General features: G+C 68.7%; 11 protein-coding genes and 1 pseudogene. 4 read left to right on the top strand and 8 right to left on the bottom strand.

Features of this window, described 5'->3' with window-relative positions; translation table 11 throughout:
* Window positions 1-3: 3 nt before the first annotated feature.
* The 3 genes from AAT21_RS01070 to AAT21_RS01060 all read right to left on the bottom strand — a co-directional run bounded on the left by AAT21_RS01070 (window position 4) and on the right by AAT21_RS01060 (window position 4,229).
* The gene (locus AAT21_RS01070; protein WP_046774830.1) at window positions 4-3,555 is read right to left on the bottom strand and encodes a type I restriction endonuclease subunit R; all 3,552 of its coding nucleotides are present in this window, start codon (window positions 3,553-3,555) and stop codon (window positions 4-6) included.
* A 129-nt stretch (window positions 3,556-3,684) separates the two neighbouring features.
* A complete protein-coding gene (locus AAT21_RS01065) occupies window positions 3,685-4,005 on the bottom strand; it encodes a hypothetical protein (protein WP_030958314.1) in 321 nt (106 codons plus the stop codon).
* Window positions 4,005-4,229 (bottom strand): hypothetical protein, encoded by a 225-nt coding sequence (locus AAT21_RS01060; RefSeq protein ID WP_046774829.1) that lies wholly within the window; start codon window positions 4,227-4,229, stop codon window positions 4,005-4,007. Before AAT21_RS01060 ends, AAT21_RS01065 begins: the two co-directional genes overlap by 1 nt.
* Before the next feature lie 206 nt (window positions 4,230-4,435).
* Here AAT21_RS01060 and AAT21_RS01055 point away from each other — a divergent pair, with 206 nt between their 5' ends.
* Together AAT21_RS01055 and AAT21_RS01050 are read left to right on the top strand one after the other, a co-directional pair.
* Window positions 4,436-5,230, top strand: coding sequence for a helix-turn-helix domain-containing protein (locus AAT21_RS01055; RefSeq protein WP_046775497.1), 795 nt, complete (start codon window positions 4,436-4,438; stop codon window positions 5,228-5,230).
* Window positions 5,223-5,444: a DUF397 domain-containing protein gene (locus tag AAT21_RS01050; RefSeq protein WP_046774828.1), complete on the top strand. Its 222-nt coding sequence runs from the start codon at window positions 5,223-5,225 to the stop codon at window positions 5,442-5,444. The genes AAT21_RS01055 and AAT21_RS01050 overlap by 8 nt, the downstream gene beginning before the upstream one ends.
* 33 nt (window positions 5,445-5,477) lie before the next feature.
* On the opposite strand, the gene AAT21_RS37305 is transcribed toward AAT21_RS01050, so the two are convergent.
* The 4 genes from AAT21_RS37305 to AAT21_RS01035 form a co-directional block, all read right to left on the bottom strand.
* On the bottom strand, window positions 5,478-6,629 hold the full coding sequence (locus AAT21_RS37305; RefSeq protein WP_157879607.1) for a restriction endonuclease subunit S domain-containing protein: 1,152 nt from the start codon (window positions 6,627-6,629) through the stop codon (window positions 5,478-5,480).
* A 46-nt stretch (window positions 6,630-6,675) separates the two neighbouring features.
* A complete protein-coding gene (locus AAT21_RS01045) occupies window positions 6,676-9,273 on the bottom strand; it encodes a type I restriction-modification system subunit M (RefSeq protein WP_046774827.1) in 2,598 nt (865 codons plus the stop codon).
* A 95-nt stretch (window positions 9,274-9,368) separates the two neighbouring features.
* On the bottom strand, window positions 9,369-10,049 hold the full coding sequence (locus tag AAT21_RS01040) for an RloB family protein (RefSeq protein ID WP_030958306.1): 681 nt from the start codon (window positions 10,047-10,049) through the stop codon (window positions 9,369-9,371).
* On the bottom strand, window positions 10,049-11,320 hold the full coding sequence (locus tag AAT21_RS01035) for an AAA family ATPase (protein ID WP_037879012.1): 1,272 nt from the start codon (window positions 11,318-11,320) through the stop codon (window positions 10,049-10,051). Before AAT21_RS01035 ends, AAT21_RS01040 begins: the two co-directional genes overlap by 1 nt.
* Before the next feature lie 117 nt (window positions 11,321-11,437).
* Between AAT21_RS01035 and AAT21_RS38525 the strand changes: the two are divergent.
* Window positions 11,438-11,629, top strand: a pseudogene (locus AAT21_RS38525) (hypothetical protein); the annotation flags it as partial.
* A 136-nt stretch (window positions 11,630-11,765) separates the two neighbouring features.
* Here the strand turns inward: AAT21_RS38525 and AAT21_RS01030 are convergent.
* Window positions 11,766-12,626 (bottom strand): hypothetical protein, encoded by an 861-nt coding sequence (locus AAT21_RS01030; RefSeq protein WP_046774826.1) that lies wholly within the window; start codon window positions 12,624-12,626, stop codon window positions 11,766-11,768.
* Between the two features lie 217 nt (window positions 12,627-12,843).
* Here AAT21_RS01030 and AAT21_RS01025 point away from each other — a divergent pair, with 217 nt between their 5' ends.
* Window positions 12,844-14,001 carry an acyl-CoA dehydrogenase family protein gene (locus tag AAT21_RS01025; protein WP_046774825.1) on the top strand — a complete coding sequence of 386 codons (1,158 nt, stop codon included), beginning with the start codon at window positions 12,844-12,846 and terminating at the stop codon, window positions 13,999-14,001.
* Window position 14,002: the final 1 nt, after the last annotated feature.

The raw sequence follows: 14,002 nt of genomic DNA, 5'->3' as shown, positions 1-14,002 counted from the left end.
GCCCTATTCTCCCCGGGCTCTGGCCAGGAACTGCTGCTTGTGCGCCGCCGCGTACGCCGCGAGGCCTTCCGCGACGGCACGCAAGGGGGCCCAGTCGCCGCCGGCCGGCTTCAGCCCGCCGCCCAGCAGCCGGTTCTGAATGCTGCTCGCCAGCGCCGTGACGTCCTGATGCTGGCCCTGGTAGGAAGCCTTGGCCATGGCTTGCCCGGCCGTATCGCACACCGCTTCCACCAGCGGGCGGGCATCGGCGGCGGCCTGACCCCGCGCGACGCCGGGGTTCTCGTCCAGGAGCTTGTCCAGCAGCCGGTACACCTTCTGCTCCAGTGGGCTGAGCCCCTCCGTGGCAGGGTCCTCCGCATCCTGCCCACGAGCCTTGTCGATCAGGTCGCCGAACTCCCGGACCTGATCCTCGAAACGTCCGGGGAGATCCCGCAGGATCTCCTCCAGGCGCTCCGAGAGCTCCTTGTACTTCCCCGGGTCCTCCCGCTTGACCCGCTCCTCCAGGTGGAAGCGGAGCGCGTGCCCCATCTCCGCGGCGGCCTCGCGCGCGGGGAGCGTGCGGACGTGGTCGTCGAAGGCGGGAGCGCCCAGCGACACGGGGGCGATGACCTGGTCGATCTCCGGCCCCTCCAGATGGTCGGCGATCATCGCGCGTACCTTGCGGCCGTAGCGGCGCAGGGTGAACGTCCCGCCCGGCGCGTCCCGGTAGAGCCTGCGGACGCGCTTTTGCAGCATGCCCCAGAGCCGGGCGTGGGCCACGTACTCCAGACCGTCCTCGTGCGGGAGTACGCGTTCCAGCACGGCGAGGAACTCGTGCAGCGCGGTGTCGAACGCGAACCGGGCAGGCTCGGGGTCGAAGGCCTCCAGCTTGCCGCCCAGCGTGGCCGGGTCGGCGAGGTCCGCATCGCTGAGCCCATAGGCGAGCAGGAGATCGCGCACCGCGTCAGCCGCCGGCTTCAGACCGTCGAGCTCCGCGGACAGGCCACGCATCGTGTCGTCGACGTCCGCCTGGTCGTACGCGGCGAGCGCGCCCGTCAGGTGCTCGAAGACGCCGTAGTAGTCGACGACGTATCCGACCTCCTTGCCCGGCGCGGGCCGGTTGACCCGGGCCACCGCCTGGAGCAGCTCGGCGTCCCGGATCGGCCGGTCCAGGTAGAGCGCCTGCTCGCGAGGGGCATCGAATCCGGTGAGCAGCATGGACTTCACGATGAGGAAGGCGATGGGGCTGTCGGGGTGCACGGGGTCGGGCACGGCCGTCGGCTGTGCCTCGGCGGCGTCCTGGGACCAGGGGTGGTCGCCGACGCCGCCGTCCGGGCCCGTGAGGTCCTGTGCGGGCGGGTCGAACGGCACGGCGGTGAGCCAGTCCGCTTCCGCTTCCAGGAGCGGGAAGGCCTGGTGGAAGCGTTCGATGTACGCGTCCTGCCGGGTCTTCTCCGTCCAGTGAAGCCACTGGCGCCGCTTCTTCTCCTCTCCGGGGGAGACGACCGGCACGAAGTCGATCCGGCGCAGCAGCGCGCGGTACTGGTGGGCCTGGTAGAGGTAGCGCTCGCGCCGAGGCAGCTTGTCCAGCGGGGTCCCGGCCAGCGACTCCGGGTCAAAAGCGGCGAGGTCGGCCAGCAGGGTGTCGCGCGCGAGCCGGAGGGCGTGGTGGTACTCCACGGCCGCCCTGCGGCTGACGGCGGCGACCTGGGCCTTGAAGCCGCCGCCGGGCAGCACCCACGTCACCCAGTGCTCCAGCATGTCCTCGGCCTTGGCCCGGATCATCGGCTGGGACTCGGCCACGTCGCGCTCGGAGGGCGTGCGGTTGAGCAGTGTCCGGGTCTCCTGGGCCGTTCGGTCGCGGACCAGGTCGGCGAAGTTCCGGTCCAGGCCTTCCTTGTCGAAGACCTTGCCCTTGCCGGTACGGCCCTCGTAGCGGATGCGGACGACGACACCGTCGCGTTCGGCCTCGGCCATCCGGTAGGTGTCGAGGAACGCGCCGAAGATCCGGCGGGTGTCGTCCGCCCGTTCGGTCATGATCGGCGTACCGGTGAATCCGATCTTCGCCGCGTTCGGGATCGCCTTGCGCAGGGCGGCGTGGAGCACGCTGGTGTGCGAGCGGTGGGCCTCGTCGACCAGGACGAGGATGTCGGAGGACCTGTTGCACTCGGGGAAGTCCACCACGGGCGGCGCAGCCTCGGACTTCGGCTTGGGCTGCTTCCTGGCCCGCTCGGCGTCCGCGTACTCCCCCGCGAGGTCCCGGCCGTCCCCGTCACCCGAGCCGTCGCCGTCCCCGTCTCCAGCGAAGTTGAGTCCGGTGCCGTACTTCTGGATCATCGCGAAGACGACCCGCCGCCCGCCGTCCCTCAGCAGGCCCTCCATCTGGGTGCGGGTCTCGGCGGTCTGCACGTCCGACTCGCTGAGCCTGAGCGTCTTGGAGAGCTGGGTCTGGAGCTGCGTCCGGTCGGTGACCACGACCACCGTGAACTCGCTGAGATCGTGGTGCAGATGGATCCGGCGCACCAGGAACGCCATGGTCAGGCTCTTGCCGGAGCCCTGGGTGTGCCAGATGATCCCGCCGCGCTCGTCGTCCGGTACGAGGGGGCCGCGGCAGCGCCCGTTCCGCAGCTTGTGCACCGCCTTCTCGGCCGCCCGGTACTGCTGGTGACGGGCGACGGCCTTGACGGTTCGGGTGCCGCCGGACTCGCTCTCGACGGGGAGCGGGATGACGTAGTGGCGTACGAGGTTGAGCAGCGCGGCGGGCCGCAGCACGACGCCGACGAGCTTGTGCCGTTCGTTGAGCTTGCCAGTGCCCTTGGGCAGCCCGGCCCTGAGCGTGGCCTCGGTCTGCGGCTCGATGCTGCGCCAGGGGTGGAAGTGGTCGGGGGTGGAGGTGATGGTGCCCAGGTACGCGGTCTGATCGGTCGCGGCGACCAGCAGCTGGACGGTCCGGAACAGCTCGGGCACGCCGGCGGGCGGCGGCAGGTCGGTGCCGTCGCGCTCGTCGTCGGCGAGCGGGTCCCCCGCGTAGTGCCGCAGGTCGAGGACGGCGCTGCGGATGGGGTCGGACAGCTCGGGGCTCTTGCACTCGACGGCGACGAGCGGGATGCCGTTCACGAAGAGGACGATGTCGAGTATCGACAGCTCCCCAGAGCTGTTCGTGACACGCAACTGGTCGACGACCGTGAACGTGTTGAGGTCGACGCGTTCCTCATGCCACTCGATGTACTGCACGGTGGCGGAGGCCCCGCCGTGCCCGGCGGAGGGATTGCTGAGGACGGCCCCGCTGAGCAGCAGGTCGGTGGCGGCGAAGTTGGCGTGCGCGACGCTCTTGCCGCCGGTGCCTGCGGCGAGCTCGGCGATGGCGCGGGCCGCGTCGGAGTCACTCATCCACGGCTTGCCGTCGGCGGCCCGGACGTTGATGTGGCGCAGGGCGTCACTCAGCTTGTCGGCGAGCAGCGGCATGCCTGCATTCAGCGCGCCGACCTGCTTGCCGGGGATGTGGGTCCAGCCCATCGCCACCAGCTGGTCGACGATGGGCCGCTCGACCTCGTCCCGCTCGATTTGAACCACCATGCCCCCGCGCCCTCCGCCCACCGCCCGCTCAGGTGATCCATTGTGCGGGGCAGCGGGGGTGAGCGGGAGGGATCAGGCCGTACGGGAGCGGGTGGAGACGGTCACGTACCAGGACATGCGGGGCGCCCTCTACATTCCGGGAGCCGGCTCGTCCCCGTCATGGACCGGGACGGGCAGCCGGGCACCCCGGCTGCGGGCGATGCGGTGGACGTCACGCAGCGCCTCGGCCATGCGGGCGGCGAGGTAGTGCAGCTGAGCGGAGGTGGCACGGCAGTCGGAGAGCATGTCGTGGGCGTGGTCGAGCAGTTCGACGGCCATGCCGAGCTGCACGCTCTCGACGTTGTCGGCGACGCGGGAGAGGTATCCGCTCCCGTCGCCCATCAGGTAGCAGGGCTTCCCGTCCGGACTGGCCCAGGGCAGCAACCGCCCCTCGTCGGCACACCGGCCCATCACGCGGCCACCACCCGGCCGTGGATGACACGTGGCCCGATATCGACCCCGTGCAGGGCCAGCCACAACGCCACCCGCCTGGCCCGCTGCCGGCGGGCGCGGGCGCGGCGTGCGCGGGCGGGACGGTACGGGGTGCCGGGCCGGGCGGGCACCACCCGGGAACCCGGGTCGGCCCAGAGCAGGTACAGCAACGCCTCGAAGAGGCGGGCGATACAGTGCAACACGTCGTCAACTCCAGTTGGTTGGCGTCCACGCCCCCGGACCGTTCAGAGCGGTCGCGGGGGTCCTTGCGTGCACGGCCAGGAACGGCCGGGCGCAGGGACATCACGGGACATCGCTGAGTAGCGATCCCCTCACAGGGTGAGACGAAGCGGAGTAGCCTCGCCAGTGGGTGGCGTGTGACAACGCCTCTGTCACATGGGAGTTGACCGTGAGCAACATCTATGGGGACTGGTTGAAGGCGCAGCGCGAGACGGCCGGGCTCACCCAGCAGCAACTGGCCGACGCGGCGATCATGACCCGCTCGCACATCTCCCACATCGAGGCGGGCCGCCGCGTGCCGTCGAAGGAGGACGCGCGACGCCTGGACAGGGTCCTGAACACGGGGAACGTGCTGAGCAGCTTCCTGCCGGAGGAGGACGCGGCGGTCGCCGACTACTTCGAGGCGGCTCGCCAGCTCGAACAACAGGCGACGATGATCCAGGAGTTCGCACTGTCCCTGGTACCCGGCGTCTTGCAGACTGACGGATACGCGCGGGCGGTTCTGCGGCCTGGGTTCCCTCCTCGGGGTGAAGCGGAATGTGACAGGCTCCTTGTCACACGGCTGGAGCGCGCAAAGGTCCTCACCAACCCGGCCTCGCCGCTATTCTGCGCGCTGTTGGACGAGGCAGTGCTACGCCGTCGCGTTGGTGGCGCGAAGGTCATGGCGAACCAGCTCCTCCACATCGCTCGCCTCTCGGACGAAGGGCGCGTTCGCGCGTACATCCTCCCCTTTGGAGTGGGCTACCACCCGCTACTCCAAGGGATGCTGTCGCTGATGACGTTCGAGGACCAGCCTCCAGTCGCGTACGGCGAAGGCGTACTGATGGGCAAACTGCACGACTCTCCCGACCTGGTTGAGACGCTGCGGCACACATACACTCTCGCCTTGGGCGACGCACTCCCACGCAAGGAGTCGATTGCCCTACTGAGGGCGACGGCGAAGGAATACGGGCACGATGACTGAGCGCAGCATCTCGAACGCGGCAGCACTGAGCGGCTGGCGCAAGTCCTCCTACAGCAGCGGCGACGGCGGCAGCTGCGTCGAGGTCCTGGACGACCACCCGTCAGGCATCCCGGTCCGCGACTCCAAGACCCCGCGAGGCCCGGCCCTAGTCTTCCCGACGGCCATCTGGTCAATGTTCGTCACGGCCCTCAAGGCCGGGAAGTTCCCGGCCTGAGCCAGACGCCGCCGGTCGGCTCTTCGCGAAGTCCTAACCGGACAGGGCGGGCCCTCCCCCAATGTTCAGCAGGCCGTCCATAAGCCCGCGCTTGAGGCTTCGCAGCTTGGCCAACTCTTCGCCCTCAGCATCCACCTGTCGAGACAGATCACCAAGGGTTGCCAGCACTCGCGCTTGTTCTTCAAGGCTTGGCAGCGGGACGGGCAGCTCCCGAACCGTCTTCGCCGAGATCTTCACCATGCTTTCTGAAGTACCTTGCGCCATCGACCGTACATAGCGACGCGAGCGAGTCGACCTCAGAACCGCGTCCAGAAACTCCGCTGAACAGCGAGCGGACGCTCGAATTCTCATCATGAGGTCCGGGTAAATGCATGGCACACCAACATCCCGATACACCCCAGCCAATCCAACCAATTCTCGCGTATTAGCTCGACTCATCAGCAGGTCGCCATCGCACAGAGCGGCGGGATGCTTAGCCGTAACGGACGACGGGGCATTCTTCAGCTGAACAGGCTCAAACCCTGTACGCGTGAGGCAGCCGAGCCCCAGCATTTGCACTCCGGTCCACGCCTCGCTTTCGATCGGAGAGAATCCGTTACGGATCGCACCGATCGAAGCTTCCGCCAGCACGGAATCCCACTCCAGCCCGTCGAGCAGCCCATCCAGTGCCCTTGAGTGCATAGCCTTGAGCTTCGCGATCGAGGCTTCGATAGCGCGCTCCTGCTCCGATACAGCATCGACCACCCCGACAATCCGCCGCTGGTCCCGAAGCGGTCGCCAGGGAAAAAGTAGGGACCCGAACCGGTTTCCACCTAGATGGGAAATGCTGGTCTTCTCCGCGATTCCAGCGAACACACCATTCAGTCGCCATCGAACGAAAACCGCTTGCGCATATTCGGGAATAACGTGGGATCCAGGCCGAAATCTGATAAGCGTGTTCTGGAAGCAATAGGATCCCGCAGGGCCTGAATATAGGGCACTTCGCCCGACCATTCGAAGATTCTCCTGACCTTCGTTCAAGAGAATGTCGCCCGGATGAAGCTCATACACCCGGCGCTCGGCTCGCGTGAAGCTCATAGTCTTCACATCAGCGAGGTCAATTCGATCTTCATACACATTGGCAACCCTGAGATAGGGGAACTGCCCCACCCCTTCACGGCTCGCGGGAGAAAGTTGCTTCCCCATGCGAACCTCCCCGACCTCGCGGACAGGGAGCCACCGCACTTCAGCATCAGTTGGCATAGCCCAGCTCCTTCAAGAAGCCGTCCAGCGTGGCCGCCGCTCGCTCGCGCTCCGCGCGGATCTCCTTGAGCGACACCACATACTTGTCTGACCACACCCCGTATGCGTCGGCCAACTCCCGCCGCCTGCGGACCACATGCCCCTCCAGCTTGCCCGCGAGGTCGTCCCGGAGGAGCTCCAGCACCACCCGCCGCTCGGCGTCCGGGTCCAGCGCCAGTTTCTGCCGCGCCGCGAACAGGCCCGGCGGGTCCTCGCCCAGCTTGGGCGGGTCGCTCGGCCAGGGGAACCAGAAGTCCGCCTCCAGGCGCTTGATCAGGGCGGCGGCCTTGGTGCGTTCCCTCTTCACGTGCGCCAGTTCCGCCAGCTGCTCCACGCTCAGGGCGACCGCCTCGCGCGTCGGCGTGTCCGCTTCGTCCGCCTCGTCGTCCTCCGACGGCTCCGGCTCCGCGTTGAGTTCCTTCCACCGTGCGTCCAGCTCCGCCTTACGCGCGTCCGCCGCCGCCAGCTTCTCCAGGAAGTCCGGGGCGATCGCCGCGACCACCTTGTGGTCGTACGCCTGGCGGCGTTCGGCGGCGGTGCGCTTGCGGAGCTTGCGTGTCTTCGGGTCTTGTTCCGGGGCCAGCAGGGTGTCCACGTTCTCGACCCAGCCGTCCAGGACGCCCGCGAAGCCGTTCTCCGACAGCGCGAGCAGGTCGTACTTGGCCTCGTACCACCAGCCGGCCACCGCGCCCGCGAGGGCGTAACGGTCGAGGAGGTCTACCTCTCCCAGCCGCTCGACGAACGACTCGATCAGCTCGCCGCGTACCGCCATCAGCCCTGCCTTGCGCTCCGACGCGGTCAGGTCGGCCAGACGCTCCGGGGTTGCGGCCACCGCCTCCAGGTGGCGGGCCTCCTTCTCCCACCACCGTCCGAACGCCGCCCGCAGGGCTTCCTCACGCGGGCGGGCCAGCTCCGCCAGCCGGGCCGCGTCCGGGCGGCTGCCCTCCGGTAGGAAGTCCACGTAGTCGGGGTCCGCCGGGGAGCGCTCCGCGAAGAGGTCGGTCAGCTTCACCCCGTAAGCGTCCAGCAGTTCCTTCTTCGCCTCGATCTCCGCGCGCGGCACCCCGCCCACCAGGTGGGCCCGCACGTCCTGCGGCTCCGGCGGCGGGGTGTTGTCCACGTAACGGCGGATGTTGAGGTTGTCGTCGTTGGCCGCCAGCTCCTCGCGGGTCACGATCCGCGAGAAGCCTGGCACCTCGGTGTAGCCGTGGAAGGTGGTGACGATCTTCTCTGCATGTTCCGGCAGCAGGACGTTCTGGGCGCGCTCCGAGTGGTATTCGCGGTCCGCGTTGATGAACAGCACCTTGCCCGCCCGCGCCGGGTCCTTGCGGCCCGGCGGGCGCAGCAGGAGGATGCAGGCCGGAATGCCGGTCCCGTAGAAGAGGTTGGGGGCCAGGCCGATGACGGCCTCGATCGCGTCCTCGTCGAGCAGCTTGGTGCGGATCTCCTGCTCGCCGCCGCCCCGGAACAGCACACCGTGCGGCATGACCGTGATGACCATGCCGCCGCGCCCCTCCCGCTTGGTCTCCCACAGCATGTGCTGGAGGAACATCAGGTCGGCCTTGCCGCGCTCGCTGGTCATGCCGTACGTCGTGCGCTGGGCGGCGTACTGGAGGTCGGCGGCCACGTAGTCCATGGAGAACGGCGGGTTACTGAGAACCCCGTCGAAGCGGTCCGCGTCGGACTTCGGAACGTGGGTCGGTTCGGCCAGGGTGTCGCCGGTGGTGAGGTCGAAGCGGCGTACGCCGTGCAGCACCATGTTCATCGTGGACATGATCCAGGAGCCGCTGTTGGCGTCCTGGCCGGCGAAGAACATGTCCGAGGTGTCCCCGCCGTGCTCCTCCACGTACTCCTTGGCGTGGATCAGCATGCCGCCCGAGCCGACACACGGGTCGTAGATCCGCATGCCCTGCTTGGGGCCGAGCAGCTCGACCATCATCCGGACCACGGCGCGCGGGGTGTAGAACTCGCCGCCCTTGCGGCCGGCCGAGTCCGCGAACTCCTTGATCAGGTACTCGTACGCGGCGCCGATCAGGTCGGGGAACTCGAAGTCGTCGGTCCGCAGCCGGACCCGCCCGAAGTGCGCGATCAGCAGCTTGAGGCGCTGGTCGGCGAGCTTGGCCGCGCCGCCGGAGGTGCCGGAGCCGCCGATGCGGTTGAAGTCGAGATGGTCGAAGAGGCCCTTGAGCTTGCTGTTCTGGCCTTCCAGGGCTTGGAGGGCGGGGCGCAGCGTTTGCTCATTGATGTTGTGGGTGGCCGCAGAGATGCCCTTCCAGCGGGCCTCTGCCGGAACGAAGAGCACGTCACGGTCGCTGTACGCGGACTCCTGCTCCAGGTAGCCCTCCAGCAGCTCGCCGTCGAGCCCGAGCTCCTTGGCGGCGTACTCGCGGATCTGGTCCCGCGCGGCCTCGAACTCGTCGTTGGCCCGCTTCAGGAAGAGCAGCCCGAAGATGTAGTCCTTGTACTCGGAAGCATCCATGGTGCCGCGGAGGATGTCCGCAGCGGCGAACAGATGCCGCTCCAGTTGCGCGAGCGTGAGCTTGGCCACGAATACGACTCCCTACGACCCCGATGCGACGTAGGAAACAGTACGGCGACAGTGGACACCGGCGAAAACCGTGTATCCGGCCGAGGCCGGGCCCGTCAGTAGGCGGTGATCCCCAGCCCCTTCTCAACGAACTCGAAGACGTCCGTGTAAGGATCGCGATGGAGCCAGGACACGTGCTCACCGTACGCAGAGTTGATCTTCTGGGCGCGCTGTTTGGCCAGCTTGAAGCTGTTCTTCGGGATCTGGTCCGACTCCACGTGCTTGATGTTGTCGGTGTTCTTGGCGAACGGCAGGCGCGCGGTCACCTGGTTGCAGGCCCCGCCGAACTGCGCGTCCACGGTCTTGACGTGCAGCAGTCGCCACAGCTCGAAGCAGGGGTGGGAGAAGGCGATCTGTACGCCCGCTTCCTTGGCCTGCTTCCTCGCCGCCTCGATCTGCTCGTGCTCGTCCCGGTCGAACAGGCACCAGACCTGCGGCCAGAACTCCGACTCGGGGTCCAGCTTGCTGCGCTTCGCGGCGCGGACTTCCTCGCGCATCAGCCGGACGGCGTCCTCCACCAGCTTGATCGGCTTGCGGTGGGAGCCCGCCGCCGAGTCGTTGGCGATGTGCACGTCGACCTGCACGCCCGGATCTTTCAGGACGCCCCTGGCCTGGACGATCCTGATGTATTCGGGCTCGGTGACCTTGCCTTCCGTGAAGACATGCACCACCCGGCGCCGCTTCCCGCCCTTCGGCTTGGCGGACGTCAGCGAGTCCTTCCCCCTCGTACGCGCCATCAGCTCCGCTCCACCCCGTGCTCCCGTTCCTGTGCGGTCGCGGCCGTCAGACGCCGCGCGATCTGGCCCTCCAAGAGGGCTGGGACTCCGCCGAAGGCTCCCGCCAGGTAGGACCGCATGAGGTCCTCGTCCTTCCCCGGGGACGCGGCGGTCAGCGGGTAGAGCTCGGTCGCTCCGTCCTTGTCCTTCTCGGTCAGCCACACCTGGCCCGGCTCCAGCAGCCGCCCGCCGCTCGGGGTGCTGAGCACCGAGGGGGCGTGCGAGGTGAAGACCAGCTGGGCTCCGCGGGGGTTCGCGTCCGGGTCGTGGAAGAGCCGGACGACCTCGGCGGCGAAACGCGGGTGGAGGCTGGAGTCCAGTTCGTCGACGAGGAGGACGGCTCCTTCATCGAGTGCGAGCAGCATGGGTCCGAGGAGGGCGAACCAGGAACGGGTGCCGAAGGACTCGTGCCGCCAGTCGAGGGCGACGTCTGCGCCGCCCGACCGGTGGGTGAGACGGACCGTCGCAGGGCCCTTGCCTTGTCCTTCGTCGACGACCTCGGCGCCGGTGATGCCGAGGTCGGCGACCTGGAGCAGCTCGTTGATGCGACGCGCACGGCTGCCGGCCAGCTCACGCGTCGTGTACTGCTCGCGCTCCACCCGCTCGGTCTCCGGGCCGATCAGCCACATATTGCGGCGGAACCAGTGGTAGAGCGCCGACAGCTGTGGGTGGTTGTCCGTACCCGCCGTGGACAGGAGCAGGGCGTTGGGACGGGTCCGCCGCGCCAGCTGGGTGCGGTCCTTCACGCGGGCGCCGGGCCAGTCGTAGACCTCGGCGCGGGAGGCGTCCCGGTCGAGCCACACCTGGCGGTGACCGCGCGGGTAGCAGTGCAGCCATTCGGCCTCGACGCGTGCAGTGCCCAGCTCGAAGCCGTAGGTCCAGCGCACACCGTCGAGGACGATGTCCGCCTCGAAGAAGCTCGGCTCGCCCCCCTCCTTGGCGTCGAGCGCGAAGGGACGGCGCGGGACGGTGTCGTGCGAGGCCCACCTCCCGTAGGAGTGCAGGACTGCGGTACGCATGTCCGTCATGGCGGCGAGCACGTTCGACTTGCCGGAGGCGTTGGCACCGAAGATGCCGATCAGGGGGAGAACCCCCACGGTCTGCCCACCGGCGAGCTCCACCGGCCGGGCGGCCTCGCTCGGCTCGCCCTCGTCGTCCCCGGACACGACGAACGACAGCTCCTGCTCATCGCGCAGGGACCGTACGTTCGCGGTGCGGAACCTCAGCAGCATGCTGCCCCCTCTCCGCGGCCAGGGTAATGGTCATCTAAGACAGCGGCTCGCGTCGGGCGGCATCGGGGCGTGCCGACGGCCTTATGGACTGGGCGGATATCTCTGCAGTGACTCACTATGTGCAAGCCCTCCACTGCAGGCCGCGGACCTCCTCGACCCGGCGGAGGCCCACGCCCTCGCCGAGACCCTGCCGGCGCCGCTGGGGGCGGCCCACCGAGACGCTGCCGTGTGGTGCGCGCACCACACGGCAGCTGGGACCGCACGGCCGCCGCCCTGGCCGTGCACCGCACCACCGTCCGCCAGCGCGTCGCCCGGGCGGCGGTGCTGCTGGGGCGCGACCTGGACGACCCGGACACCCGGATGGAGCTGGTTCGCCCTGCGCCGCCTTCCCGGGGCCGGGAAGCGGTAGCCGGCCCCTCACGGGCCACCGGCCCCGCGCGCCGGGTCAGGGATTGGCGGTCACCTGGAAGCCGGCGCCGTAGACGTCGGCGGGGTCGGCGGTGTCGCGGGCACGCAGGTCGGCCAGGATGTTGGCCGAGCTGGTGTACACGTACCAGGGGTACGAGATGATCATCCCCTTGGTGATGCCCGCCCAGGGCCCCTCGGCCTTGAACCCGTTGGCCTCGGAGGGGTATGCCGTCCCCGGCACGTGCCAGATGGCGGGACCGCCCGAGTCACCGGCCTTGTGCTGGGGGTGGGCCTGGTAGACGCCCCTGTCGTTGTTGGTGATCCGGCCGTACCAGACGCCGAGCTGGCCGGAGACGACCAGCTCGTTGTTGTTGAACCACGCCGCGCCGAGCAGCCGCTCCCGGTTCGGGGCGGGGCTGAGGGCATTGGGGCTGGGGGTCCCGCCCGGCACCTCCAGCACCCCGGTCTGCTTCAGGTGCGGGCCCTGGGAGGACGGCGTCACGGCCGCGACCAGCTCGATCACCATGTAGTCCTTGGTGAGGTGGCCTGTCATGGACCCCTCCGGGTCCTTGAAGTACCGGACGTACCCGATCGGCCCGAAGCCGATGTCCTGCCGGTGGAAGACGGGTATGAGGTCCTCGTGGATCTCACGGTCGGCATATTCGGGGGCCGAGATGCAGTGCCCGGCCGAGAGGGCGATGTTCCGCCCGTAGCCGTCGCTGCCGACGGCCCCGATGGTGCAGAAGCTGTCCGGGGTGGAGGCGTTGAAAACGATCTGCATCGCGTTGTGGACCCGCTTGGCCTGCGGCGACTCCTGCGTCTCGGCGTGGACCGTGCCCGCGCCGAGCGCAAAGGCCACCACCGTCGCCACCGCAAGGCTGAACAGCCTCCTGAGCATCTGGGATTCCTGTCCTGTCGGGGGAAGGGCCGGGCGTACCGAGTCAACCGGCACGGCCGGGGCGACAGAAGGAGGTATCCGGCCAGCCGCCCTCGGGGCGCCGGTGTGACGTACGCGCGTGCGACCACATCTGGACAGCCTGGCCAACCCGTCGGTAACTTAGTCTGAGCAAGCGCTTAATTTAGGCGGCGGACCGCCGCGACGAAGGGAGCCGGCCGTGCGCCGTACGGTGTTCAACGAGGACCACGAGGCGTTCCGCGAGACCATCCGCGCCTTCATCGAGGCCGAGGTCGTCCCCGTCTACGACGAGTGGTTCGCCGCCGGCCAGGCGCCGCGCGACTTCTACTACAAGCTCGGCGAGCTGGGCGTCTTTGGCATCAACGTGCCCGAGGAGTTCGGCGGCGCCGGCCTGGACACCCACAAGTTCGAGGCCGTCCTCTACGAGGAGACCTCCCGCGCGGGCGTGAACTTCGGCGGCTCCGGCGTGCACGTGCTGCTCGCCCTCCCCTACATCAAGATGCTCGCCGACGACGAGCAGAAGAAGCGCTTCCTGCCGAAGTTCGTCTCCGGTGAGGAGATGTGGGCCCTCGCCATGACCGAGCCGGGCACCGGCTCCGACGTTGCGGGCATGAAGACCACCGCCAAGCTCTCCGAGGACGGCACCCACTACGTCCTCAACGGCTCCAAGACCTTCATCACCGGCGGCGTCCACGCCGACCGCGTGATCGTCTGCGCCCGCACCTCCGCCCCGAGCGCGGACGACCGCCGCTTCGGCATCTCCCTCTTCGCCGTGGACACCAAGTCCGAGGGCTACTCCATCGGCCGCAAGCTCGACAAGCTGGGCCTGAAGACCTCCGACACCGCCGAGCTGGCGTTCGTCGACGTGAAGGTCCCCGTCGAGGACCTGCTCGGCGAGGAGGGCAAGGGCTTCTACTACCTCGGCCACAACCTGGCGTCCGAGCGCTGGGGCATCGCCTTCGGCGCGTACGCCCAGGCAGCCGCGGCCGTCCGGTTCGCCCAGAGTTACGTGACCGAGCGCACCGTCTTCGGCAAGCCCGTCGCGCACTTCCAGAACACCAAGTTCGAGCTGGCCGCCTGCCAGGCCGAGGTGGACGCCGCCCAGGCCGTCGCCGACCGCGCCCTGGAGGCCCTGGACGCGGGCGAGCTGACCCCGGCCGAGGCCGCCTCCGCGAAGCTGTTCTGCACCGAGGTCGCGCACCGCGTCATCGACCGCTGCCTCCAGCTGCACGGCGGCTACGGCTACATGAACGAGTACCCGATCGCCCGCCTGTACGCCGACAACCGCGTCAACCGCATCTACGGCGGCACCAGCGAGATCATGAAGTCGATCATCGCCAAGTCGATGGGTCTGTAAG

Origin of the sequence: Streptomyces yangpuensis (genome assembly GCF_001005295.1) — a bacterium.
GTDB classification, from domain to species: Bacteria; Actinomycetota; Actinomycetes; order Streptomycetales; family Streptomycetaceae; genus Streptomyces; species Streptomyces yangpuensis.
This window is presented reverse-complemented; position numbering and strand designations above follow the sequence as displayed.

Excerpts from the sequence above, each read along its gene's own strand:
- AAT21_RS01070 (WP_046774830.1), bottom strand. The coding sequence starts at position 3,555 with ATGGTGGTTCAAATCGAGCGGGACGAGGTCGAGCGGCCCATCGTCGAC.
- AAT21_RS01065 (WP_030958314.1), bottom strand. The coding sequence starts at position 4,005 with ATGGGCCGGTGTGCCGACGAGGGGCGGTTGCTGCCCTGGGCCAGTCCG.
- AAT21_RS01050 (WP_046774828.1), top strand. The coding sequence starts at position 5,223 with ATGACTGAGCGCAGCATCTCGAACGCGGCAGCACTGAGCGGCTGGCGC.
- AAT21_RS37305 (WP_157879607.1), bottom strand. The coding sequence starts at position 6,629 with ATGGGGAAGCAACTTTCTCCCGCGAGCCGTGAAGGGGTGGGGCAGTTC.
- AAT21_RS01040 (WP_030958306.1), bottom strand. The coding sequence starts at position 10,049 with ATGGCGCGTACGAGGGGGAAGGACTCGCTGACGTCCGCCAAGCCGAAG.
- AAT21_RS01035 (WP_037879012.1), bottom strand. The coding sequence starts at position 11,320 with ATGCTGCTGAGGTTCCGCACCGCGAACGTACGGTCCCTGCGCGATGAG.
- AAT21_RS01030 (WP_046774826.1), bottom strand. The coding sequence starts at position 12,626 with ATGCTCAGGAGGCTGTTCAGCCTTGCGGTGGCGACGGTGGTGGCCTTT.